The organism is Enterobacter sp. MGH119, assembly GCF_001037675.1.
Classification (GTDB): domain Bacteria; phylum Pseudomonadota; class Gammaproteobacteria; order Enterobacterales; family Enterobacteriaceae; genus Enterobacter; species Enterobacter hormaechei_C.
The window spans coordinates 2,124,348-2,144,810 of the sequence record NZ_KQ089929.1 but is presented as its reverse complement, the minus strand read 5'-3'; the positions used below and the strand labels follow the sequence as shown (position 1 = coordinate 2,144,810).

General features: G+C 57.4%; 18 protein-coding genes. 7 read left to right on the top strand and 11 right to left on the bottom strand.

All coding sequences use genetic code 11. The annotated features are described in order from the left end of the window. Entirely contained in the window at window positions 1–1,305 is a 1,305-nt protein-coding gene (locus SK53_RS10270) for an inosine/guanosine kinase (RefSeq protein ID WP_022650506.1), read from the top strand. Window positions 1,306–1,398: 93 nt separating this feature from the next. Here the strand turns inward: SK53_RS10270 and ybaL are convergent, their stop codons facing one another. Next, entirely contained in the window at window positions 1,399–3,075 is a 1,677-nt protein-coding gene (gene ybaL / locus SK53_RS10265; protein WP_022650507.1) for a YbaL family putative K(+) efflux transporter, read from the bottom strand. A 232-nt stretch (window positions 3,076–3,307) separates the two neighbouring features. Then, window positions 3,308–4,528: an MFS transporter gene (locus tag SK53_RS10260; protein WP_015571242.1), complete on the bottom strand. Its 1,221-nt coding sequence runs from the start codon at window positions 4,526–4,528 to the stop codon at window positions 3,308–3,310. A 164-nt stretch (window positions 4,529–4,692) separates the two neighbouring features. Between SK53_RS10260 and ushA the strand changes: the two genes are divergently transcribed. Continuing rightward, window positions 4,693–6,345: a bifunctional UDP-sugar hydrolase/5'-nucleotidase UshA gene (ushA, locus tag SK53_RS10255; protein WP_045343193.1), complete on the top strand. Its 1,653-nt coding sequence runs from the start codon at window positions 4,693–4,695 to the stop codon at window positions 6,343–6,345. Between the two features lie 120 nt (window positions 6,346–6,465). On the opposite strand, the gene ybaK is transcribed toward ushA, so the two are convergent. The 3 genes from ybaK to copA form a co-directional block, all read right to left on the bottom strand. Further along, complete coding sequence (ybaK, locus tag SK53_RS10250; protein WP_003858950.1) at window positions 6,466–6,945, bottom strand: Cys-tRNA(Pro)/Cys-tRNA(Cys) deacylase YbaK; 480 nt, start codon at window positions 6,943–6,945, stop codon at window positions 6,466–6,468. 198 nt (window positions 6,946–7,143) lie between these two features. Then, a complete protein-coding gene (locus SK53_RS10245) occupies window positions 7,144–7,938 on the bottom strand; it encodes a TraB/GumN family protein (RefSeq protein WP_003858948.1) in 795 nt (264 codons plus the stop codon). A 50-nt stretch (window positions 7,939–7,988) separates the two neighbouring features. Beyond that, window positions 7,989–10,487: a copper-exporting P-type ATPase CopA gene (copA, locus tag SK53_RS10240; protein ID WP_048209242.1), complete on the bottom strand. Its 2,499-nt coding sequence runs from the start codon at window positions 10,485–10,487 to the stop codon at window positions 7,989–7,991. Window positions 10,488–10,595: 108 nt separating this feature from the next. On the opposite strand from copA, the gene cueR reads away from it, so the two are divergent. Then, on the top strand, window positions 10,596–11,006 hold the full coding sequence (gene cueR, locus SK53_RS10235; RefSeq protein WP_048209240.1) for a Cu(I)-responsive transcriptional regulator: 411 nt from the start codon (window positions 10,596–10,598) through the stop codon (window positions 11,004–11,006). On the opposite strand, the gene SK53_RS10230 is transcribed toward cueR, so the two are convergent. The 3 genes from SK53_RS10230 to SK53_RS10220 all read right to left on the bottom strand — a co-directional run bounded on the left by SK53_RS10230 (window position 11,003) and on the right by SK53_RS10220 (window position 13,375). Further along, window positions 11,003–11,455, bottom strand: a complete 453-nt coding sequence (locus SK53_RS10230; RefSeq protein ID WP_022650512.1) for an NfeD family protein — start codon at window positions 11,453–11,455, stop codon at window positions 11,003–11,005. The two genes, cueR and SK53_RS10230, sit on opposite strands and share 4 nt — an antisense overlap. Further along, window positions 11,452–12,366 carry an SPFH domain-containing protein gene (locus tag SK53_RS10225; protein WP_003858941.1) on the bottom strand — a complete coding sequence of 305 codons (915 nt, stop codon included), beginning with the start codon at window positions 12,364–12,366 and terminating at the stop codon, window positions 11,452–11,454. Before SK53_RS10225 ends, SK53_RS10230 begins: the two co-directional genes overlap by 4 nt. Window positions 12,367–12,520: 154 nt before the next feature. Further along, window positions 12,521–13,375 (bottom strand): hypothetical protein, encoded by an 855-nt coding sequence (locus SK53_RS10220; protein WP_023324252.1) that lies wholly within the window; start codon window positions 13,373–13,375, stop codon window positions 12,521–12,523. Between the two features lie 142 nt (window positions 13,376–13,517). On the opposite strand from SK53_RS10220, the gene fetA reads away from it, so the two are divergent. Next, a complete protein-coding gene (gene fetA, locus SK53_RS10215; RefSeq protein WP_015571235.1) occupies window positions 13,518–14,189 on the top strand; it encodes an iron efflux ABC transporter ATP-binding subunit FetA in 672 nt (223 codons plus the stop codon). Beyond that, window positions 14,182–14,964 carry an iron efflux ABC transporter permease subunit FetB gene (fetB, locus tag SK53_RS10210; RefSeq protein WP_048209238.1) on the top strand — a complete coding sequence of 261 codons (783 nt, stop codon included), beginning with the start codon at window positions 14,182–14,184 and terminating at the stop codon, window positions 14,962–14,964. Before fetA ends, fetB begins: the two co-directional genes overlap by 8 nt. Before the next feature lie 51 nt (window positions 14,965–15,015). Here fetB and SK53_RS10205 read toward each other — a convergent pair whose 3' ends face one another. From SK53_RS10205 to tesA, 3 genes are read right to left on the bottom strand one after another with little or no spacing between them, the layout of a single operon-like run. Further along, complete coding sequence (locus SK53_RS10205) at window positions 15,016–15,870, bottom strand: co-chaperone YbbN (protein ID WP_003858935.1); 855 nt, start codon at window positions 15,868–15,870, stop codon at window positions 15,016–15,018. Window positions 15,871–15,928: 58 nt separating this feature from the next. After that, window positions 15,929–16,738, bottom strand: a complete 810-nt coding sequence (locus tag SK53_RS10200; protein WP_181011170.1) for an SDR family oxidoreductase — start codon at window positions 16,736–16,738, stop codon at window positions 15,929–15,931. Further along, on the bottom strand, window positions 16,719–17,351 hold the full coding sequence (tesA, locus tag SK53_RS10195) for a multifunctional acyl-CoA thioesterase I/protease I/lysophospholipase L1 (RefSeq protein ID WP_048209435.1): 633 nt from the start codon (window positions 17,349–17,351) through the stop codon (window positions 16,719–16,721). Before tesA ends, SK53_RS10200 begins: the two co-directional genes overlap by 20 nt. On the opposite strand from tesA, the gene ybbA reads away from it, so the two are divergent. Next, window positions 17,322–18,008, top strand: a complete 687-nt coding sequence (gene ybbA / locus SK53_RS10190; protein WP_048209237.1) for a putative ABC transporter ATP-binding protein YbbA — start codon at window positions 17,322–17,324, stop codon at window positions 18,006–18,008. The genes tesA and ybbA overlap by 30 nt on opposite strands. After that, window positions 18,005–20,419 carry a putative ABC transporter permease subunit YbbP gene (gene ybbP / locus SK53_RS10185; protein ID WP_023315549.1) on the top strand — a complete coding sequence of 805 codons (2,415 nt, stop codon included), beginning with the start codon at window positions 18,005–18,007 and terminating at the stop codon, window positions 20,417–20,419. The genes ybbA and ybbP overlap by 4 nt, the downstream gene beginning before the upstream one ends. Window positions 20,420–20,463: the final 44 nt, after the last annotated feature.

Below are 20,463 nucleotides of genomic sequence, written 5' to 3'. Positions count from 1 at the left end.
ATGAAATTTCCCGGTAAACGTAAGTCCAAACACTATTTCCCCGTCGATGCCCGCGATCCGCTGTTACAGCAAATTCAGCAGGAAAGCGAAACCAGCGCTGCCTGGGTGGTCGGTATCGATCAGACGCTGGTGGACATTGAAGCCAAAGTGGATGATGCGTTTGTCGCACGTTACGGTCTGAGCGCCGGGCACTCGCTGGTAATTGAGGATGACGTTGCTGAAGCGCTGTATCAGGAGCTGGTGCGCGAAAATCTTATCACCCACCAGTTTGCCGGCGGCACTATCGGCAACACCATGCACAACTACTCCGTACTGGCAGACGACCGCTCGGTGCTGCTTGGCGTGATGTGCAGCAATATCGAAATCGGTGGCTACGCCTACCGCTACCTGTGCAATACCTCCAGCCGCACCGATCTGAACTATTTACAGGGCGTTGACGGGCCGATTGGCCGCTGCTTTACGCTGATAAGCGATTCCGGCGAGCGTACCTTTGCCATCAGCCCCGGCCATATGAATAAGCTGCGCGCTGAAAGTATCCCGGAAGAGGTGATCGCGGGCGCGTCTGCGCTGGTACTGACCTCCTATCTGGTGCGCTGCAAGCCGGGCGAACCAATGCCGGACGCAACCATGAAGGCAATTGAGTACGCGAAGAAATACAACGTGCCTGTGGTTCTGACGCTGGGCACCAAATTCGTCATTGCCGACAACCCGGAGTGGTGGCAGGCCTTCCTGAAAGAACACGTCTCGATTCTGGCGATGAATGAAGAAGAAGCCGAAGCGCTGACCGGCGAAAGCGATCCGCTGCTGGCGTCTGATAAGGCGCTGGACTGGGTGGACCTGGTGCTCTGCACCGCCGGGCCGGTCGGGCTGTACATGGCGGGCTTCACGGAAGAAGAGAGCAAGCGTAAAACCCAGCACCCGCTGCTGCCGGGCGCAATCGCCGAATTTAATCAGTATGAGTTCAGCCGCGCTATGCGTCATAAAGACTGCATCAACCCGCTGCGTATCTTCTCTCACATCGCACCGTATATGGGTGGCCCTGAGAAGATCATGAACACTAACGGCGCGGGCGACGGCGCGCTGGCCGCGCTGCTGCACGACATTACCGCCAACGCCTACCACAAAACCAACGTGCCGAATTCCAGCAAACATACCTTCGACTGGCTGACCTATTCCTCGCTGGCGCAGGTGTGTAAGTACGCGAACCGCGTGAGTTATCAGGTGCTGAACCAGCATTCTCCGCGCTTAACGCGGGGGCTGCCGGAACGGGAAGACAGCCTCGAAGAGGCTTATTGGGACAGGTAAAAGCAAAACGGCAACCTGTGGTTGCCGTTTTTAGTGTTTGTTCCCTCTCCCTGCGGGAGAGGGTCAGGGTGAGGGCATCAGGCAGCACAAAACTTACCCCGTTACTGCCTCTTCAACCGGCGGTTTCGTCAGCATTGTCAGCATCGTATTCGCAATCTCACGCTCACCCATCACCACCTGATTCGCGCCGCGCTCGGTGATGTACTCCACTTCGTCATCATAATGGGCGCGGGCAATGATTTCGATATGCGGGCATTTTTCACGGGCTGTGGCGACAATTTCACCAGCCTCGTAACCGTTCGGGATAGTGAGCAGCAGCCAGCGAGCGCAGTCCAGATGCGCCAGATTCATAATCTCTTCGTTAGCCGCGTTGCCCAGCACCGCGCGGATGCCGCGCTCGCGAAGTTCGTCGACGCGGGTGCGTGACGTTTCAATCACTACAAGTGGAATGCCCTGAGCCATCAGTTTTTCACCCAGCAGGCTGCCGACGCGGCCAAAACCGACCAGCAGCGCGTGGTTGCAGATATCCACCGGGATCTGTTTCTCTTCTTCTGTCGCCTCTTCCAGCGTCAGCTCTTCGAGGGTTTCGGTCTTCTCGAGATATTTCTCCAGCAGGGCAAACAATACCGGGTTCAACATGATGGAGAGGATCGCCCCCGCCAGCACCAGATTTTGCCCCGCCTGTGGCAGCAGGTTCAGGGCCATCCCCAGACCGGCAAGAATAAAGGCGAACTCGCCAATCTGCGCCAGGCTGGCGGCGATGGTCAGCGCCGTGCGCGGCGAGTGACCGAACATCCGCACCAGGAAGAAGGCGGCAACGGACTTACCAAAGATGATGATTGCCAGCGTACCCAGCACGGCCAGCGGCTGCTGGATGAGGATCAACGGGTCGAACAGCATCCCGACGGAGACGAAGAACAGCACCGCGAATGCATCCCGCAGCGGCAGGGTATCGTGCGCGGCGCGGTGGCTCAGCTCGGACTCGTTCAGCACCATCCCGGCGAAGAACGCGCCCAGCGCAAAGGAGACGTCAAACAGCTCGACGGCGCCAAAGGCAATGCCCAGCGCCAGCGCAAGGACTGAAAGCGTGAACAGTTCACGCGAGCCCGTGGCGGCGCTGCGGGACATGATCCACGGCACCAGACGGCGGCCCACCAGCATCATGATGGCGATAAACGCCACAACCTTACCGATGGTAATGCTCATATCCAGCGCCAGCGAGGCGAAGCCGATATTCTCTTTTTCCATCATCCCGGCGACGGCGGGCAGCAGAACCAGCGTCAACACCATTACCAGATCTTCAACAATCAGCCAGCCTATCGCGATTTGCCCGCGCTGGCTGTCTATCAGCTGCCTCTCTTCAAGCGCGCGCAGCAGCACCACGGTACTGGCGGTTGAAAGACACAGCCCAAATACGATACCGGTCATGATTGACCAGCCCAGCACCGCCGAAAGCGCCATGCCCAGCAGCGTCGCCACCCCTATCTGGGCGATCGCTCCCGGTATGGCGATCGACTTTACCGCCATCAGATCCTTCAGGGAAAAATGCAGCCCGACGCCAAACATCAGCAGGATCACGCCTAATTCCGCCAGCTCAGGCGCCAGTTTGGTATCTGCGACAAAACCCGGCGTAAAGGGCCCTGCCAGCACGCCCGCCAGCAAATAGCCTACCAGGGGCGAAATACGCAGTTTATTGGCAATCATGCCGAGAATAAAAGCGAGCACAAGTCCACCAACAATGGTGGTGATAAGCGGTGTGGCGTGGTGCATTCCGTCTCCTTTTGCGATGGGTGATCCATTTTTGGTGCAAATACCAAAAAGCCGATTAATAGTTTATGACAATTTTTACGCTTATGTTTATGAATAATTGTTGAAAACACAATAAAAAGACAATAAGCATGAAAAAAGGCAGATTTTGATAAATTTGCTGAGGGGAGGGAGAGGAAAGCCTTATGGCATCAGGTTATCCGGCTGCCAAAGTTTAACTTTGGCAGCCGTGAAGTTACGCTTTATGACGGTTGTCAGGCAGGAATATGGTCAACATCCCCAGAAGTGGCAGGAAAGCGCAGATTTTATAGACCAGGAAGATGCTGGTGTGGTCGGCAACCATCCCTAACACGGCGGCGCCAAGGCCGCCCATGCCAAAGGCAAAACCGAAAAAGAGGCCGGAAACCATACCGATACGTCCCGGCAGCAGTTCCTGCGCATAGACCAGAATGGCTGAAAACGCCGACGCGAGAATAAAACCAATAATCACCGTCAATATTCCGGTCCATTCCAGCGTTGCGTACGGTAAAACAAGCGTAAACGGCGCAACGCCGAGGATAGAGCCCCAAATCACATATTTACGTCCGATTTTATCCCCCACAGGGCCGCCAATCACCGTGCCTGCCGCCACCGCAAACAGGAAGGCAAAGAGGTGGAACTGGGCGTTTTGTACCGATAATCCGAATTTTTGCATCAGATAGAAGGTGTAATAGCTGCTTATGCTCGCCATATAAAAATATTTCGAGAAAATCAGCACCAGCAGCACGCTGACGGCAAGGATCACCTTATTGCGCGGAAGGGGGTTGGTTATCTTCGCGGCAGGTTTTCCCTTATTTACGCGATGCTGCGCGGCATACCAGCGGCTGATTTGCGCCAGGACGACAATCGCCAGCAGCGCGGCCAGCACAAACCACGCCACGTTGCCTTTACCGTAGGGCGCGATAATCACCGCCGCCAGCAGAGGACCGAGGGAGCTACCAAAGTTCCCCCCCACCTGGAACAGAGATTGCGCCAGCCCGTGGCGTCCGCCGGAGGCCATACGCGCCACGCGGGACGATTCCGGATGGAACACCGATGAACCGGTTCCCACCAGCGCCGCGGCAACCAGTACCGCCTCAAAGCTGCCCGCCATGGCCAGCAGCACTAGCCCGCTCAGGGTGAAGCACATCCCAATGGGCAGCGACCATGGCATCGGGTATTTGTCCGTCCAGTAGCCCACCACCGGCTGTAGCAGCGAAGAGGCCAGCTGGAAGGTCAGGGTGATCATCCCGATCTGCACGAAGGTTAATGAGAACTCAGACTGCAACAGCGGGTAGATCGCCAGAATCAGCGACTGGATCATGTCGTTGAGCAGATGAGAGAGACTGATTGCGCCTAATACTTTAAAGGAAGTGCGCGATTTCGGCGGCGACGCCGGAGCGCCCTGGACGGGCTGGGTTGATTCACTGATTGCCATAAATACCACGTCGATTTGTTATTAGAAATGCAGGGAGTAATTATTATCCGACTAACATACCCGTCCGTGACATTTGAAGAAAGTCGCAATTCTGAAAACTTATTTGTCTATTCTTGTGAGTCACTGTAATTTTTGCGTTTGTCTATGGGTCAGGGAGAGAGAAGATGAAGTTAATGAAGCGTGGCGTCGCGCTGGCGCTCATCGCCGCATGGGGGCTAACAAGCCTGCCCGCGCAGGCGTATGAAAAAGATAAAACCTATAAAATTACCATTCTGCATACTAACGATCATCACGGCCATTTCTGGCGCAGCGAATACGGTGAATATGGCCTGGCGGCGCAAAAAACGCTGGTGGACGGCATTCGTAAAGAGGTCGCGGCCCAGGGCGGCAGCGTGCTGTTGCTGTCGGGCGGGGATATTAATACCGGCGTACCGGAATCTGATTTGCAGGATGCCGAGCCTGATTTCCGCGGCATGAATTTAATTGGTTACGACGCGATGGCGGTCGGAAACCACGAGTTTGATAATCCGCTGAGCGTGTTGCGCCAGCAGGAGAAGTGGTCCAAATTCCCGTTCCTTTCCGCCAATATTTATCAGAAAAGCACCGGCGAGCGCTTGTTTAAACCGTGGGCGCTGTTCAAGCGTCAGGAACTGAAGATCGCGGTCATCGGCTTAACCACCGACGATACGGCCAAAATTGGCAACCCTGAATTTTTCACCGACATCGAATTCCGTAAACCGGCGGACGAAGCGAAGCTGGTGATCCAGGAGTTGCAGCAGAATGAAAAACCGGATGTGATTATCGCGACCACCCACATGGGGCATTACGACAACGGTCAGCACGGCTCTAACGCGCCGGGCGACGTGGAGATGGCGCGCAGCCTTCCTGCGGGCTCGCTGGCGATGATTGTGGGCGGTCACTCACAGGATCCGGTCTGCATGGCTTCTGAGAATAAAAAGCAGGCAGATTATGTGCCCGGCACGCCGTGCGCGCCTGATCGTCAGAACGGGATCTGGATTGTACAGGCCCACGAGTGGGGTAAATACGTTGGCCGCGCGGATTTCGAATTCCGTAACGGCGAGATGAAGCTGGTGCACTATCAGCTCATCCCGGTCAACCTGAAGAAGAAAGTGACCTACCCGGACGGCAAAAGCGAGCGGGTACTCTACACGCCAGAGATCGCTGAAAACCAGCAGATGCTCTCTCTGCTGACGCCGTTCCAGAGCAAAGGGAAAGCGCAGCTGGACGTGAAGATTGGCACGCTTAACGGACGACTGGAAGGGGACCGCAGCAAAGTCCGCTTCGTGCAGACCAACATGGGGCGTCTGGTGCTGGCCGCGCAGATGGCGCGCACGAATGCGGATTTCGCCGTGATGAGCGGCGGCGGTATTCGTGACTCCATCGAAGGCGGAGACATCACCTATAAAGACGTGCTCAAAGTGCAGCCGTTTGGCAACGTGGTGGTCTATGCGGACATGAGCGGGAAGGAGGTGATTGACTACCTGACCGCCGTGGCGCAGATGAAGCCAGATTCCGGGGCGTATCCGCAGTTTGCTAACGTCAGCTTCGTCGCGAAGGACGGTAAGCTCAACGATCTCAAAATCAAAGGCGAACCGGTTGATACGGCGAAAACCTACCGCCTGGCAACGTTAAGCTTTAACGCCACCGGCGGCGACGGCTATCCGCATATCGATAACAAACCGGGCTATGTAAATACCGGGTTTATTGATGCGGAAGTGTTGAAGCAGTTTATCCAGCAAAATTCACCGATTGACGTGAACGCGTATGAGCCGAAAGGTGAGGTGAGCTGGCAGTAGTGTTGTGCGGCCTGATGCCCTCACCCCAACCCTCTCCCACCGGGAGAGGGCGCGAACACAAAAAACGGTAACGCCTGTTACCGTTTTGCTTTTACCTCGCAGCGCCACCGGGCAATTTTCTCAATCCCGGCGCGCAATATCCGCAAATTTCGCGTCCAGCATTTTCGCCAGATCGCCTGCGGACAGTTCGATATCCAGCCCGCGTTTGCCGCCAGAAATATAGATCGTTTCAAATTCTTGCGAAGGCGCATCGATCAGCGTGGGCAGACGCTTTTTCTGACCGAGCGGGCTGATCCCGCCGACCAGATAACCCGTTGTGCGTTGCGCAACCATCGGGTCTGCCATATCGACCTTTTTCGCTCCCAGCGCTTTGGCCACTTTCTTCAGATCAAGCTGTCCGGCGACGGGCGTTACTGCTACGGCGAGGTGCTTCATATCGCCGTTCACCGCGACCAGCAACGTTTTGTAGACCTGGTCCGCGTTCAGCCCCAGCTTGCGCACCACTTCATCACCAAAGTTGGTTTCGTTCGGATCGTGATCGTAGGTGTGGATCCGGAAAGAAATTTTGTTTTTTTCGAGTAATTTAACGGCGGGAGTCATGGCTATCCTTCTTACGACAGACGATTCATGCCAGCAGCATACGCCTGACGTTTGTCTAAAAAATAGCACCATCTTGCGCAATAGTATTGGCAGTGATGGTTACTTTGAGCGACAATCGGCGTAGCCGAAGGTCACTTCGGTATAATAAAAACGATGAAATTCCTCTTTGACGGGCCAATAGAAATATTGGCCATTTTTTTATTTCAGCAGCGACGGCAAATTCCCTTCTCCGTACAAATGCAACGCGCCAACCGCGACAACATAACGACCGGCAGGCAGGGCATATAGCGTCTCCCGCCACGCCTGGTTGCGCGCGTTCATCAGCACATCATACAACGATTCACTGAACGTCGACGGTAACGCCAGCTTACCGTCTGCGGGCGGCGCATCCAGCCACCAGCCAATCATCGTTTGCAGCAGACGCGCGTTGGTGTGCCAGTGGGTCAGGGTATCATCCAGTAGCATCTTGCCGTCATCGGGAAGCTGGCGAAGGAGCGCAATCTGGCTATCCGTGCCTTCCAGTTCAATAACGGACAGGTTGCGCGCCCTTGCCGCATTCAGCAGTTGATAATCGATACCGTAATCGCCGCGCAGCCCCAGGCGCTGCGCCTGGGTTGCCTGTAGCACCATGGCAATTTGCCACAGGGGCAGGGTGTCGAGCATTGAGAGCGAGACGCCGGTCTCATCCGCAAGACGAGTAAGCTCAGCCAACTGCGTCTCGTTAAGACGTTCCGCCAGGGGGCGGCCGCTTTCCAGCCCGGCAAACGGCGATTCATGGCCGGAGATGTCGGCTTCGACGATCAGCGCGTCGGCGCGCTTCAGTAGTTTAATCAGGCCGGAGGGCAGGGGGGACATATCCTGCGTGCCCATATGAATGCTTCCCACCAGGTGCAGATGCTGCCCGCCCGGAAGCGAAATATCCATACCGGGCCAGGCATAACGGCGGGGAAAAAGGGCGCGAAACGATGTTTTTATACGATTAAACAGACCCATACGCGCTCCATAAACGGAAAGGTTCATGCTAGCGCGTACGGGTACAAGGTTCAATCCTTCGGTTTAAACCGCAGCAGACGGTTAGCGTTGCTCACCACGGTAATTGACGAGAGCGCCATCGCCGCACCCGCAACAACCGGGTTCAGCAGGGTACCGGTCAGCGGCCACAAAATCCCGGCGGCAATCGGAATGCCGAGCGAGTTATAGACGAACGCCCCCAGCAGGTTCTGCTTCATGTTGCGCAACGTGGCTTTCGAAATCGCCAGCGCGTCCGCCACGCCCATCAGGCTGTGGCGCATCAGGGTGATCGCCGCGGTTTCAATGGCGACATCGCTCCCGCCGCCCATCGCAATTCCTACGTCAGCCTGCGCCAGCGCCGGGGCGTCGTTGATGCCGTCGCCCACCATCGCCACCTGGCGACCCTGACTTTGCAGGTTCTTGATGGCGTCCGCTTTGCCGTCCGGCAGCACGCCCGCGATCACCTCATCAATACCGGCTTCTTTGGCGATGGCGTTGGCGGTGGTCGGGTTGTCCCCGGTCAGCATCACCAGACGATAGCCCGCGCGGTGCAGGCGCTGTAAGGCATCTACGCTGTCCTGGCGTAACGGATCGCGCACGGCCAGTAGCGCCGCCACCTGACCATCCCTCGCCAGCAGAACCGGCGTCGCGCCCTGAGAGGCCTGCGCGTTCAGCTCTGCGTCCAGCGCGGACGTATCAACGCCGTGTTCAGTCAGCAGTGCCTGGTTTCCCAGCAGCAGCGTATGGCCTTCGGCTTCACCGCTGACCCCTAAACCGCGCAGGGTGCGGAAGTTACTTACCTGCGGCAGACGGGCATCACCGGCTTTCTCCAGGATGGCGCGCGCCAGCGGGTGGCTGGAGCCTTGTTCCAGCGTGGCGGCCAGGCGCAGGGCATCCGTCTCCGTACAGCCAACGGTACTGACGGCCACCACCTGCGGTTTGCCCTCGGTGAGCGTGCCGGTTTTATCAAAGACAAGGGTGTCCAGCGTGCTTGCCCGTTGCAGGGCGTCAGCATCACGGACCAGTACGCCAAATTCGGCGGCGCGTCCGACGCCAGAGATAATCGACATCGGCGTTGCCAGGCCAAGGGCACAAGGGCAGGCGATGATCAGCACCGTGGTGGCGATCACCAGGGTGTAGACAATCTGCGGCGCCGGGCCGAAGAAATACCAGATCGCCGCGCTCAGCAGGGCAATACCGACGACCACCGGCACAAAAATGGCGGAGATTTTATCGGCAAGCTGACCAATCTCCGGCTTACTGCTCTGCGCCTGGCGGACCATGCGAATGATGCGTGACAGCGTGGTATGGCTCCCGACCGCGCTGGCGCGGAACAGCACGCTGCCGTCCTGTACCACCGTACCGGCATGCACGGCGTCGCCATCGGATTTCTGCTGGGGAATAGGCTCCCCGGTCAGCATCGCTTCATCCAGCCAGGCATCGCCCTGGGTGATTTCACCGTCGACGGGCACGCGGTCGCCGGTGGTCAGGCGCAGCGTCATTCCCGGCTGTACCTCTGAGAGCGGAACGCTTTTTTCCCCGTCGTCCGTGACCATGCGGGCCGTCGGCGGGGTTAAATCAAGCAATCTTTCCAGCGCTTTCGAGGAACGCTGACGGGCGCGGGCTTCCAGCATATGGCCTAAGTTGATCAGACCGATAATCATCGCACTCGCTTCATAATAGAGATGGCGCGCCTCCATCGGGAACCACTGCGGCCAGACGTTAACGCTCATCGAATACAGCCACGCCGCGCCGGTACCGAGCGCGACCAGCGTGTCCATCGTCGCGGTGCGGTTTTTCAGGCTCTTCCAGGCGCTGGTATAGAAATGCCCGCCTGCAAACACCATCACCGCAAGGGTAATCAGACCAATCACCAGCCACAGGGTGCGGTTGTCAGCGGTGACCATCATGTTGTCACCCATCATGCCCCACACCATCACCGGAATACCGACCAGCAGGGCGACAATCGCCTGCCAGCGGAAGCGCTTCATGGTGGCGACAGCCGTTTCCTGCTGGCGCTCGCGGCGCTCGGCATCATCTTCGATGGCCTCCGCCCCGTAGCCCGCTTTCTCCACGGCCTGCACTAACTCTGCGGCGGAGGCGCTGCCCATCACCAGCGCAGTACGCTCCGCCAGGTTTACCCGTGCCTGTGCTACACCCGGTACCGCCTGTAAGGCGTTTTGTACCCGGGAAACGCAGCTGGCGCAGCTCATGCCGTTGATCAGCAGTTGTTGGCTGTCATCAATGTCATCAGCTACCGGAAGCTCAGGAGTGGCCGCTGTCAGTGCTTCCGACGGGGATGATGACTCTGCCAGCGGTTTAGCCTTTGGGTGGCTTAACTCCGCCCCGTAACCGGCCTGTTTAATGGTATCAATCAGCGCGTCGGCGCTGGCGCTGCCGGTCACGGCAGCATGATCGATAGTCACCTCAGCGCTTTCCACGTCAGGACGCTGCTCCAGGCTTTCTTTAACGCGTTTGACACAGTGGCCGCAGGAGAGGCCGTCCAGTGTCAGGTCAATAGTGTGAGACATAACAAAACTCCCGTATAATGTTCTGGTCAATTGTTGACCTTCACTCTGCTTTTCGCTAACTGTTATGAAGGTTAAACCTTCCATCAAGGGGAAGGTCAAGGGGGAAATGTGAATATCAGCGATGTTGCGAAAAAAACCGGCTTAACCAGCAAAGCGATTCGCTTTTATGAGGAAAAAGGGCTGGTGACGCCACCGTTGCGCAGTGAGAACGGCTACCGCAGCTATACGCAGCTGCATCTTGATGAACTGACGTTACTGCGCCAGGCAAGAAAGGTAGGATTTAACCTTGAAGAGTGCGGCGAGCTGGTTAACCTGTTTAACGATCCGAAACGCCACAGTGCCGACGTGAAAAAACGTACGCTTGAAAAAGTGGCGGAGATCGAACGCCATATCATCGAATTACAGGCGATGCGTGAGCAACTGTTACAGCTGGCAGAATCCTGCCCGGGAGATGACAGCGCCGAGTGCCCGATTATCGACAATCTTTCCGGCTGCTGCCACCGTAAAACCCACGCCTAACAGGCTTTAACCCGCAGGGTAATACCTTCCACCGCGATGACCTCAACCCGCGTGCCGGCGCTGAGGTCATCATCGGCCACCACCGGCCACGAACTGTCCCCCACGCGCATATGACCGCGTCCGTTTATTAGCGTGTTATCAAGCGTAAAGCGTTTACCCACGATCTGCTGCCCACGCTGGTTGAGATGCGCGTCGACCGGCTTCTGCGCCTTCACCCGTTTGTTCAGCCAGCGCCACCACAGCCAGGCGGCCAGCAGCGTCAGCACGGCAAACAGCGCGCCCTGCCACTCCCAGCCGACAGGCAGCAGCCAGACGACCAGCCCGGTAATCACCGCGGCAACCCCGCTCCACAGCAGATAACCGTTGCCGCCAAGCATCTCGGCGGCCAGCAGCAGTCCGCCAAGGCTTAGCCAGAACGCATGAGGATGTGCAACGATGAGCTCAATCATTTTTTACGCTCGTTTCCGCCGTCTTTGATCAGTTCGGCAATTCCGGCGATAGACCCCATCAGGCTGCTGGCATCCAGCGGCATCATCACCACTTTGCTGTTGTTCGCGGAGCCGATCTCCTTCAGCGCATCGGTATATTTTTGTGCGACGAAGTAGTTCACGGCCTGGATATCCCCGGCGGCAATCGCCTCGGAGACCATTTGCGTCGCGCGGGCTTCCGCTTCTGCCGAACGTTCACGCGCTTCCGCCTGGAGGAAGGCAGACTGACGGTCGCCCTCGGCTTTCAGGATCTGCGACTGTTTTTCCCCTTCCGCTTTCAGGATTTCAGCCTGACGCACCCCTTCGGCTTCAAGAATATAGGCACGCTTGGTACGCTCGGCCTTCATCTGCGCGTTCATGGAAGCAATCAGCTCTGCCGGTGGGCGCACGTCGCGGATCTCAATGCGTGTCACTTTGATCCCCCACGGATTGGTGGCTTCATCCACAATGTGCAGCAGGCGGGTATTAATGCTGTCGCGCTGGGAGAGCATTTCATCCAGCTCCATCGAGCCAAGCACGGTACGGATGTTGGTCATGGTCAGGTTGACGATCGCCAGCTCCAGGTTGCTCACCTCATAGGCCGCTTTTGGCGCATCAATCACCTGAATAAAGCACACCGCATCGATGGTGACGTTGGCGTTATCCTTGGAGATGACTTCCTGAGAAGGGATATCCAGCACCTGCTCCATCATGTTGATCTTGCGCCCAATTCTGTCCATGAACGGGACGATCAGGCTTAAACCCGGCTGAAGGGTATTGGTGTAGCGACCGAAGCGTTCGACGGTCCACTGGTAACCCTGCGGGACAATTTTGACGCCTGCGCCCACGATAACCAGCGCAACGAAAATAAGGACGGGAACAACGATGAGCATAAAAACCTCCTGTTTTGCATGCCGTAACGAGAAAAACTGCGTATTTGTTGAACGTAAGTATATCGGCTAACGAACAGGATTTCGCCCCTGTAAAGAGGTGGGAACCGGACTGGCAGAAATAAAACGCCCCGTTCGGGATGCGGGGCGCAAAGCGTTACTTTTCAGACCAGGTATAGCTGAAGTCAGTGATAAACCCATCCCCGGCGTCAGCGATGGCTTTTGATAATCCCTGATAGTATTTTTCCAGGCCGATGGCCTCTATCTGCTGGATCTGCTCGCGAACGGGAGCGCAGAACAGCACCGCATTGCCCGCTCCGACACGTTTGTTGTTCGGCGGCAGATCGCCAGTAATCGCTTTAAACCAGGTTCTGATCCCTTGCTTTAAGTTGTGCGGCGCTTTTGTAAGATCCTCCTGGCCGGTCAGCACCTGTAGGGTAGGGAATTCATTAGCATTGACGGCGGTTTTCATACGCGCAAAGAACGCGGTAAAAAGCTCAAAAGAGCCGAGATCCGTAACGCGAGGCTTGGTAGTTTTTCCGTTTTTATTGCCCATTTTTCCGGCAGGGGCTGTAGGTGCCGGAACCACATTGACCTTATGCAGATCCAGACCAAACAGCAGATTGCAGTGCGCCCGGCGCTCTTTAAGCGGGTAGGACATCAGCACGTCAATAAACGCCGTCGCCTTCACATCGGCCAGGTCATGGTTAATCAGCCATTGCGAGCGGGCAAATTCCGCAGGGGAAACGAACCAGTCAGGCACCTCAGTAAAGCGTCTGGATTTACCCTTGCCGTCAAACTCGAGAAAGTAAGCCCCATCATCGAAAGCAAAATAGCAGTTTTTAAAGCTACCGATTGTGGTGTTAACGATGAGCGCCTTCTTAACAAAATCGACCACCTCTGCCCCCATGACAAAACGCGTGAGTTCAGAAGAATTGATGACTTCCATTAATGTTTCCACATCAGGAACACCAGGCTTCAGGGAGGAGAACTCATAAAAGATATGTGTCATGTTGCTGACTTCCTGTAGTTATAGAGGTGACAATAAACAGGCAAAAAGTTTAACACTTGCTATAGGTTAAGGCTATTCGCGCTGCGTAGCGGAAAGGATTATGCTAAAGGCTCTTCTTATCACAGCGGTTAATGGAATCGGAATGAATAATAAAAAAAATCTTCTGGATATCAGGGATGTTGGCTTTCGTGTGGGTGATAACACCATCCTTCAGCACGTCGATTTTTGTCTCTCTCCGGGCGAATTTAAACTGATAACCGGTCCCTCCGGCTGCGGCAAAAGCACCCTCCTGAAAATCGTGGCTTCGCTACTGAGCCCAACGGAGGGAACCATCCTGTTTGCAGGAAAAGATATCGCCACGCTTTCACCGGAAAGCTATCGCCAGCAGGTGTCATACTGCGTGCAGACGCCGTCCCTGTTTGGCGACACGGTGTACGACAATCTGGTTTTCCCCTGGCACATCCGCAACCAAACGCCTGATCCGAAAAAGTTTACCGACGATCTGACCCGGTTCGGGCTTTCGCCGGAGACGCTGACCAAATCGATCGCCGAACTGTCGGGCGGGGAAAAGCAGCGCGTCTCGCTGATCCGTAACCTGCAATTCTTGCCGAAGGCGCTGTTGCTGGACGAAATCACCAGCGCGCTGGATGACGCTAACAAGCGCAACGTCAATGACATTATCCATCGCTACGCCCGGGAGCAGAATATTGCCGTGCTGTGGGTGACGCATGATTCAAATGAAATTACCCATGCGGATGATGTCATCACGCTCAGGCCGCAGGGCGGGAAAATGGAGGAGGCTCACCGTGGGTGAACATAACATAACTAACGAATCGCTGGCGCTGTCGATGGTCCTGGTGCTGGTGGCGATTGTGGTCAGCTACCGGGAAAAGCTGGGGCTGGAAAAAGATATTCTTTGGAGTATCGCCCGCGCGGTCATTCAGCTCATCATCGTCGGCTATGTGCTGAAATACATCTTCAACGTCAATCATGCCGTGCTGACCCTGTTGATGGTGCTGTTTATCTGCTTTAACGCGGCATGGAACGCGCAGAAACGCAGTAAATACATCGATAAAGCGTTCATTTCGTCGTTGATCGCCATCACTACCGGGACCGCGTTAACGCTGGCTGTGCTGGTGCTTTCCGGCTCGATAGAATTTACGCCGATGCAGGTGATCCCCATTTCCGGGATGATTGCGGGCAATGCGATGGTGGCGGTCGGGTTGTGCTACAACAATCTGGGGCAACGGTTCAGCAGTGAACAGCAGCAGCTTCAGGAGAAGCTAAGCCTTGGCGCGACGCCGAAGGTGGCCTCGGCGAGGTTGATCCGCGACAGCATTCGCTCTTCGCTAATCCCAACGGTGGATTCCGCCAAAACGGTGGGTCTGGTGAGCCTGCCGGGCATGATGTCGGGGCTGATTTTTGCCGGTATCGATCCGGTAAAAGCCATTAAATACCAGATTATGGTGACGTTTATGCTGCTCTCTACGGCGAGCCTGTCCACCATCATTGCCTGCTACCTGACCTATCGGAAGTTTTACAACGCTCGCCACCAGCTGGTGGTGACGCAGTTGAAAACGACGGGGTAATATCTGCTTTTGTAGGCCCGGTAAGCGTTAGCGCCACCGGGCATTTTTTTGCTAGTAGAGCAACGCGTACAGCTGACGACGATATTTCGACGCCAGCGCGTCACCGGTACCCAGCGCGGCCAGGATCTCCTGGAACATCTTCCGAGCCTGTCCGTCTGCGGCGCCCAGGTCCTTCTGAAGATGGCTAAACAGCAGCTCCAGCGCCTCTTCGTTACGCCCCACCTGATGAAGCTGAAGCGCCAGCTGGCTTGCCAGCGCGGCATCCTGCGGGTTGTCCGCAACCTGCTGCTGAAGCTGTTGAATTTCAGGGGTATCGGCCGCCTGTTTAAGCAGGTCAATCTGCGCCACCAGACCCTGATAACGGGTATCCTGATCCTGCATCGGCACCGTTTTCAGCACGGCTTCCGCGTCTTCAGGGCGGTGCAGTGCAATCTGGGTCTCTGCCAGCAGCAGACCAATCTGGCTGTTCTGGTTCGACAGCTGCCACGCGTCTTTTAACAGCGGCAGCGCCTCGTCGTACTTGCCTTCCTGCATCAGCGCCATGGCTTCCTGCGCTTTCAGCTCTTCTTCGCGCGGCAGGACTTTATCCAGCAGGGCGCGGATCGCCTCTTCAGGCTGCGGCCCCTGGAAGCCATCCACCGGCTGACCGTTCTGGAACAGGTAGACGGTTGGGATCGCACGCAGGCCAAACTGGGAAGCCACCATCGGTTCGGCGTCACAATCCAGCTTCGCCAGAATGAACTGACCGTTGTACTGCGCGGCAAGGCTTTCCAGGACCGGCGTCAGTTGCAGGCAGTGTTGGCTGCGTTCAGACCAGAAGTAGAACAGCACCGGTTTAGTCATTGACTGTTCGAGCGTCTGTTGCAGGTTAGCTTCAGTTATGTTGACGATATTCTGTACGGACATGCGGCATTCTCTTTTATCGGTTTACTCTTTACATGGGGGTAAGCGTGGTCGCTTCAACTCAACCCTGCAAAATTTTGTCCATCATCCGCCCCGGCAGCAGGCGTTTCAACCAGCCGACGGCATGGGTCACCAGCGTGACCGGATAGCGCATTTTAGGGGTATCGCTCTCAAATGCGTGGCGCACTTTGGCAACGACGGCTTCTGGCCCAAGCGTAAAACGCGCCGCGATGCCGGGATTTTCGACCGGTTTGTCCGCCTGCGTCTGGTTAACGTTTTCCGTAAAGCGGGTGCGGATCGGGCCGGGTTCAATCAGGCTGACCTTAATACCGCTGTGGCGCAGCTCCATGCGCAACGCATCGGACCAGGCTTCAAGCGCATATTTACTGGCAGCGTAAGCCCCGCGGCCCGGCGTGGAGATCAGGCCCATCACCGAGGAGGTCATGACAATCCGCCCTTCGCCGTGCGGCAGCATGGCCGGGAGAAGGCGCATGGTAAGCTGATGCGCCCCGAAAAAGTTTGCGGAGAACTGCTGCTCCAGCTGTTCCCGTGAGAGAGTCTGTAGCGGGCCGTACACGCCGTAGCCCGCATTGTTGAACAGACCGTAAAGACGGTTGTTGGTCAGGGCGATAACCTCATCGGCGGCCTGCTCTACGCTCTCTGGCGAATCGAGATCCAGCAGAATGCCGGTAAATCCCAGCCCTCGCATGCGTTCGACATCCTCGGGTTTGCGGCAGGCTGCCAGCACCCAAAACCCCTGACGTTTCAGTTCAAGGGCGCTTTCAAGGCCAATTCCGCTGGAACATCCTGTTATTAAGACCGATTTTTGCATAACTTTACCTGTCAGGTTCTCAGCTGTGTGACGAGTCATGTTTTACTAAAGGAGCCAGCCGGGTTGCCATCCAGTCGGCAATAAACGGCTGGGCATCGCGATTGGGGTGAATGCCATCATCCTGCATCCACTGGGGTTTCAGATAGACCTCTTCCATGAAAAATGGCAGCAGCGGAATATCAAACTCTTTGGCAAGCTTAGGATAGATCGCGCTAAACGCCTCATTATACCGACGGCCGTAGTTAGCGGGCAGGCGAATTTGCATCAGCAGCGGCTGGGCATTGGCGGCCTTAATGGTCTGCAAAATGGTCCGCAGCGTTTGCTCCGTTTGCTGAGGCTGGAAGCCGCGCAAACCATCATTACCGCCCAGTTCGACCAGCACCCAACGCGGTTGATGCTGCTTAAGCAGGGCAGGCAGGCGCGATAAGCCTTGCTGCGACGTATCGCCGCTGATGCTGCCGTTCACGACAGAGGCCCGTGACTGCCATTTATCATTGAGCAGGGCGGGCCAGGCCGCACTGGCGGCCATACGATAGCCCGCGCTCAGGCTGTCGCCCAGAATCAATAACGTGTCCGCAGCCGCCGCGCGGAAGGTCATCAGCATCAAAAACAGGAAGGGCAAATGCCAGCGGAAAACATTGTTGAAGTTCATCGTCTTAAGAAGTCCGTCGGTCAGGGGGAACACGAGCTTTCCATCCTCACCGGAGTTGAACTCGTTGTCAAACGTGCCGAAACCATCGCCCTGATTGGTGAATCCGGTTCCGGTAAGTCCACGCTGCTGGCCATTCTCGCCGGTCTGGACGATGGCAGCAGTGGGGAAGTGAACCTGGTCGGCCAGCCCCTCCACGCGCTTGATGAAGAGGCCCGCGCCGCGCTGCGAGCCCGGCATATCGGGTTTGTCTTTCAGTCATTCATGCTGATCCCGACGCTGAACGCGCTGGAAAACGTTGAGCTACCTGGCCTGCTGCGCGGTGAAAATACCCGTGAAAGCCGCGATCACGCGAAGGCGTTGCTGGAACAGCTGGGGCTGGGAAAACGTCTCGACCACCTTCCGGCACAGCTTTCCGGCGGTGAGCAGCAGCGCTTGGCGCTGGCCAGGGCGTTTAACGGGCGCCCGGAAGTGCTGTTTGCCGATGAGCCAACGGGCAATCTCGACCGTAAAACCGGGGACAAAATTGCCGATCTGCTGTTTTCCCTCAACCGCGAGCACGGCACCACGCTGATTCTGGTTACCCACGACCCGCAGCTGGCCGCCCGCTGCGACCGCCGCCTGCGGCTGGTGAACGGTATTCTTCAGGAGGAAGCATGATTGCCCGCTGGTTCTGGCGCGAGTGGCGCTCGCCCTCGCTGCTGATTGTCTGGCTGGCGTTGAGCCTGGCGGTGGCCTGCGTGCTGGCGCTCGGTAGCGTCAGCGATCGTATGGAGAAAGGGCTTAGCCAGCAGAGTCGGGAATTTATGGCCGGAGACCGGGCTCTGCAAAGTTCTCGCCCCGTGCCGCCGGGCTGGATAGAGGAAGCGCGCAAAGAGGGGCTGAAAGTAGGGGAGCAGATCACCTTTCAGACCATGACCTTTGCGGGCGACACGCCGCAGCTTGCCAGCGTAAAAGCCGTGGATGACATCTACCCGATGTACGGTGACTTACAAACCAGCCCGCCGGGGCTAAAACCGACGGCCGGTACGGTCCTGCTGGCATCGCGACTGATGGCGCTGCTGAACCTGAAACCCGGCGACAGTATCGACGTCGGCGACGCGACACTCAAAATTGCCGGGGAAGTGGTGCAGGAGCCCGACTCCGGATTTAATCCGTTCCAGCTTGCGCCGCGCCTGCTGATGAACACCGCGGATGTGGCGAAAACCCACGCCGTCCAGCCGGGAAGCCGTGTCACCTGGCGGTATAAGTTTGGCGGAACGCCAGCTCAGCTGGAGGCGTACGAAAAATGGCTCCTGCCGCAGCTCAAGCCGGAACACCGCTGGTACGGGCTGGAGCAGGATGACGGGGCGCTCGGCAAATCTCTTGAGCGTTCTCAGCAGTTCCTGCTGCTGTCGGCGCTGTTAACCCTGCTGCTTGCCATTGCGGCGGTTGCCGTGGCGATGGGGCACTACTGCCGCAGCCGTTACGATCTGGTGGCGATCCTCAAAACCCTCGGCGCGGGCCGCGCGCAACTGCGCAAGCTGATTGTCGGCCAGTGGCTGATGGTGCTGGCGCTGTCGGCTCTGACCGGCGGGGCGATAGGGCTGCTGTTTGAAAAGCTTCTGATGGTGCTGCTCAAACCGGTACTGCCCGCCGCATTACCGCCTGCCAGCCTCTGGCCGTGGCTGTGGGCAATCGGCGCGATGACGACGATCTCCCTGCTGGTGGGGTTACGCCCGTACCGGCTGCTACTCGCCACCCAGCCGCTGCGCGTGCTGCGCCGCGATGTGGTGGCCAGCGTTTGGCCGCTGAAGTTCTACCTGCCGGTGATTATTGCGGTGGCGGTCGGGCTGCTGGCCTGGCTGATGGGCGGCAGTACGCTGCTGTGGGCGGTGCTGGCGGGCGCGGTGGTGCTGGCGCTGCTGTGCGGCGTAGTGGGCTGGATACTGCTTAATGTGCTGAGAAAGCTGACAGTTAAATCACTTCCCATACGGTTAGCGGTTAACCGACTGCTGCACCAGCCGTGGTCTACCCTCAGCCAGCTCTCGGCATTTTCGCTGTCGTTTATGCTGCTGGCGCTTCTGCTGGTGCTGCGCGGGGATCTGCTGGATCGCTGGCAGCAGCAGCTTCCGCCAGAAAGCCCGAACTATTTCCTGATCAACATCGCGCCCGAGCAGGTGACGCCGCTGAAGGGCTTCCTGTCCGAGCATCACATTATTCCCGAGTCGTTCTATCCGATCGTGCGCGCCCGACTGACGCAGATCAACGGCCAGTCGACGGAGGGAAATAAGGATGAATCGCTCAACCGCGAACTCAACCTGACCTGGCAGGCGAAACGTCCGGACCATAACCCGATCGTTGCTGGCACCTGGCCGCCGAAAGCGGGGGAAGTGTCGATGGAGGAGGGGCTGGCGACACGCCTGAACGTGAACCTCGGCGACAGCGTGACCTTCACCGGTGATACCCAGGATTTCACCGCCAAAGTTACCAGCCTGCGTAAAGTGGACTGGGAAAGCCTGCGGCCAAACTTCTTCTTCATCTTCCCGCCGGGTGCGCTGGACGGACAGCCCCAGAGCTGGCTCACCAGCTTCCGCTGGGAAAACGGCAACGGCATGCTGACGCAGCTTAACCGGGAATTTCCGACGGTGAGCCTGCTGGATATCGGCGCGATCCTTAAACAGGTCGGGCAGGTGCTGGAGCAGGTAAGCCGCGCGCTGGAGGTGATGGTGGTGCTGGTGACGATCTGTGGCATATTGCTGCTGCTGGCGCAGGTGCAGGTCGGCATGCGTCAGCGTCATCAGGAGCTGGTTGTCTACCGCACGCTGGGGGCCAGTAAACGGCTGCTGCGCGCCACGCTGTGGAGCGAATTTGCCCTGCTCGGGCTGGTGGCGGGCCTGGTGGCGGCCATCGGGGCGGAAACGGCGCTGGCGGTACTCCAGAGCAAAGTCTTCGACTTCCCGTGGGAGCCCGACTGGCGGCTGTGGCTCACGCTGCCCGTCTGCGGCGCCGTGCTGCTGTCCCTGTGCGGCGGCTGGCTCGGATCCCGGCTGTTGAAAGGTAAAGCGCTATTCCGCCAGTTTGTCAGCTAGTTTACTGACGTGATGATGACGCACCGGCATTTCTGCTGGTGCGT

Excerpts from the sequence above, each read along its gene's own strand:
- SK53_RS10200 (WP_181011170.1), bottom strand. The coding sequence starts at position 16,738 with ATGACTCGTCACACAGCTGAGAACCTGACAGGTAAAGTTATGCAAAAA.
- fetA (WP_015571235.1), top strand. The coding sequence starts at position 13,518 with ATGAATAATAAAAAAAATCTTCTGGATATCAGGGATGTTGGCTTTCGT.
- ybaK (WP_003858950.1), bottom strand. The coding sequence starts at position 6,945 with ATGACTCCCGCCGTTAAATTACTCGAAAAAAACAAAATTTCTTTCCGG.
- ybbP (WP_023315549.1), top strand. The coding sequence starts at position 18,005 with ATGATTGCCCGCTGGTTCTGGCGCGAGTGGCGCTCGCCCTCGCTGCTG.
- SK53_RS10260 (WP_015571242.1), bottom strand. The coding sequence starts at position 4,528 with ATGGCAATCAGTGAATCAACCCAGCCCGTCCAGGGCGCTCCGGCGTCG.
- SK53_RS10245 (WP_003858948.1), bottom strand. The coding sequence starts at position 7,938 with ATGGGTCTGTTTAATCGTATAAAAACATCGTTTCGCGCCCTTTTTCCC.
- ybaL (WP_022650507.1), bottom strand. The coding sequence starts at position 3,075 with ATGCACCACGCCACACCGCTTATCACCACCATTGTTGGTGGACTTGTG.
- tesA (WP_048209435.1), bottom strand. The coding sequence starts at position 17,351 with ATGAACTTCAACAATGTTTTCCGCTGGCATTTGCCCTTCCTGTTTTTG.
- ybbA (WP_048209237.1), top strand. The coding sequence starts at position 17,322 with ATGCCAGCGGAAAACATTGTTGAAGTTCATCGTCTTAAGAAGTCCGTC.
- copA (WP_048209242.1), bottom strand. The coding sequence starts at position 10,487 with ATGTCTCACACTATTGACCTGACACTGGACGGCCTCTCCTGCGGCCAC.
- SK53_RS10230 (WP_022650512.1), bottom strand. The coding sequence starts at position 11,455 with ATGATTGAGCTCATCGTTGCACATCCTCATGCGTTCTGGCTAAGCCTT.
- SK53_RS10205 (WP_003858935.1), bottom strand. The coding sequence starts at position 15,870 with ATGTCCGTACAGAATATCGTCAACATAACTGAAGCTAACCTGCAACAG.
- SK53_RS10220 (WP_023324252.1), bottom strand. The coding sequence starts at position 13,375 with ATGACACATATCTTTTATGAGTTCTCCTCCCTGAAGCCTGGTGTTCCT.
- SK53_RS10270 (WP_022650506.1), top strand. The coding sequence starts at position 1 with ATGAAATTTCCCGGTAAACGTAAGTCCAAACACTATTTCCCCGTCGAT.
- SK53_RS10225 (WP_003858941.1), bottom strand. The coding sequence starts at position 12,366 with ATGCTCATCGTTGTTCCCGTCCTTATTTTCGTTGCGCTGGTTATCGTG.
- ushA (WP_045343193.1), top strand. The coding sequence starts at position 4,693 with ATGAAGTTAATGAAGCGTGGCGTCGCGCTGGCGCTCATCGCCGCATGG.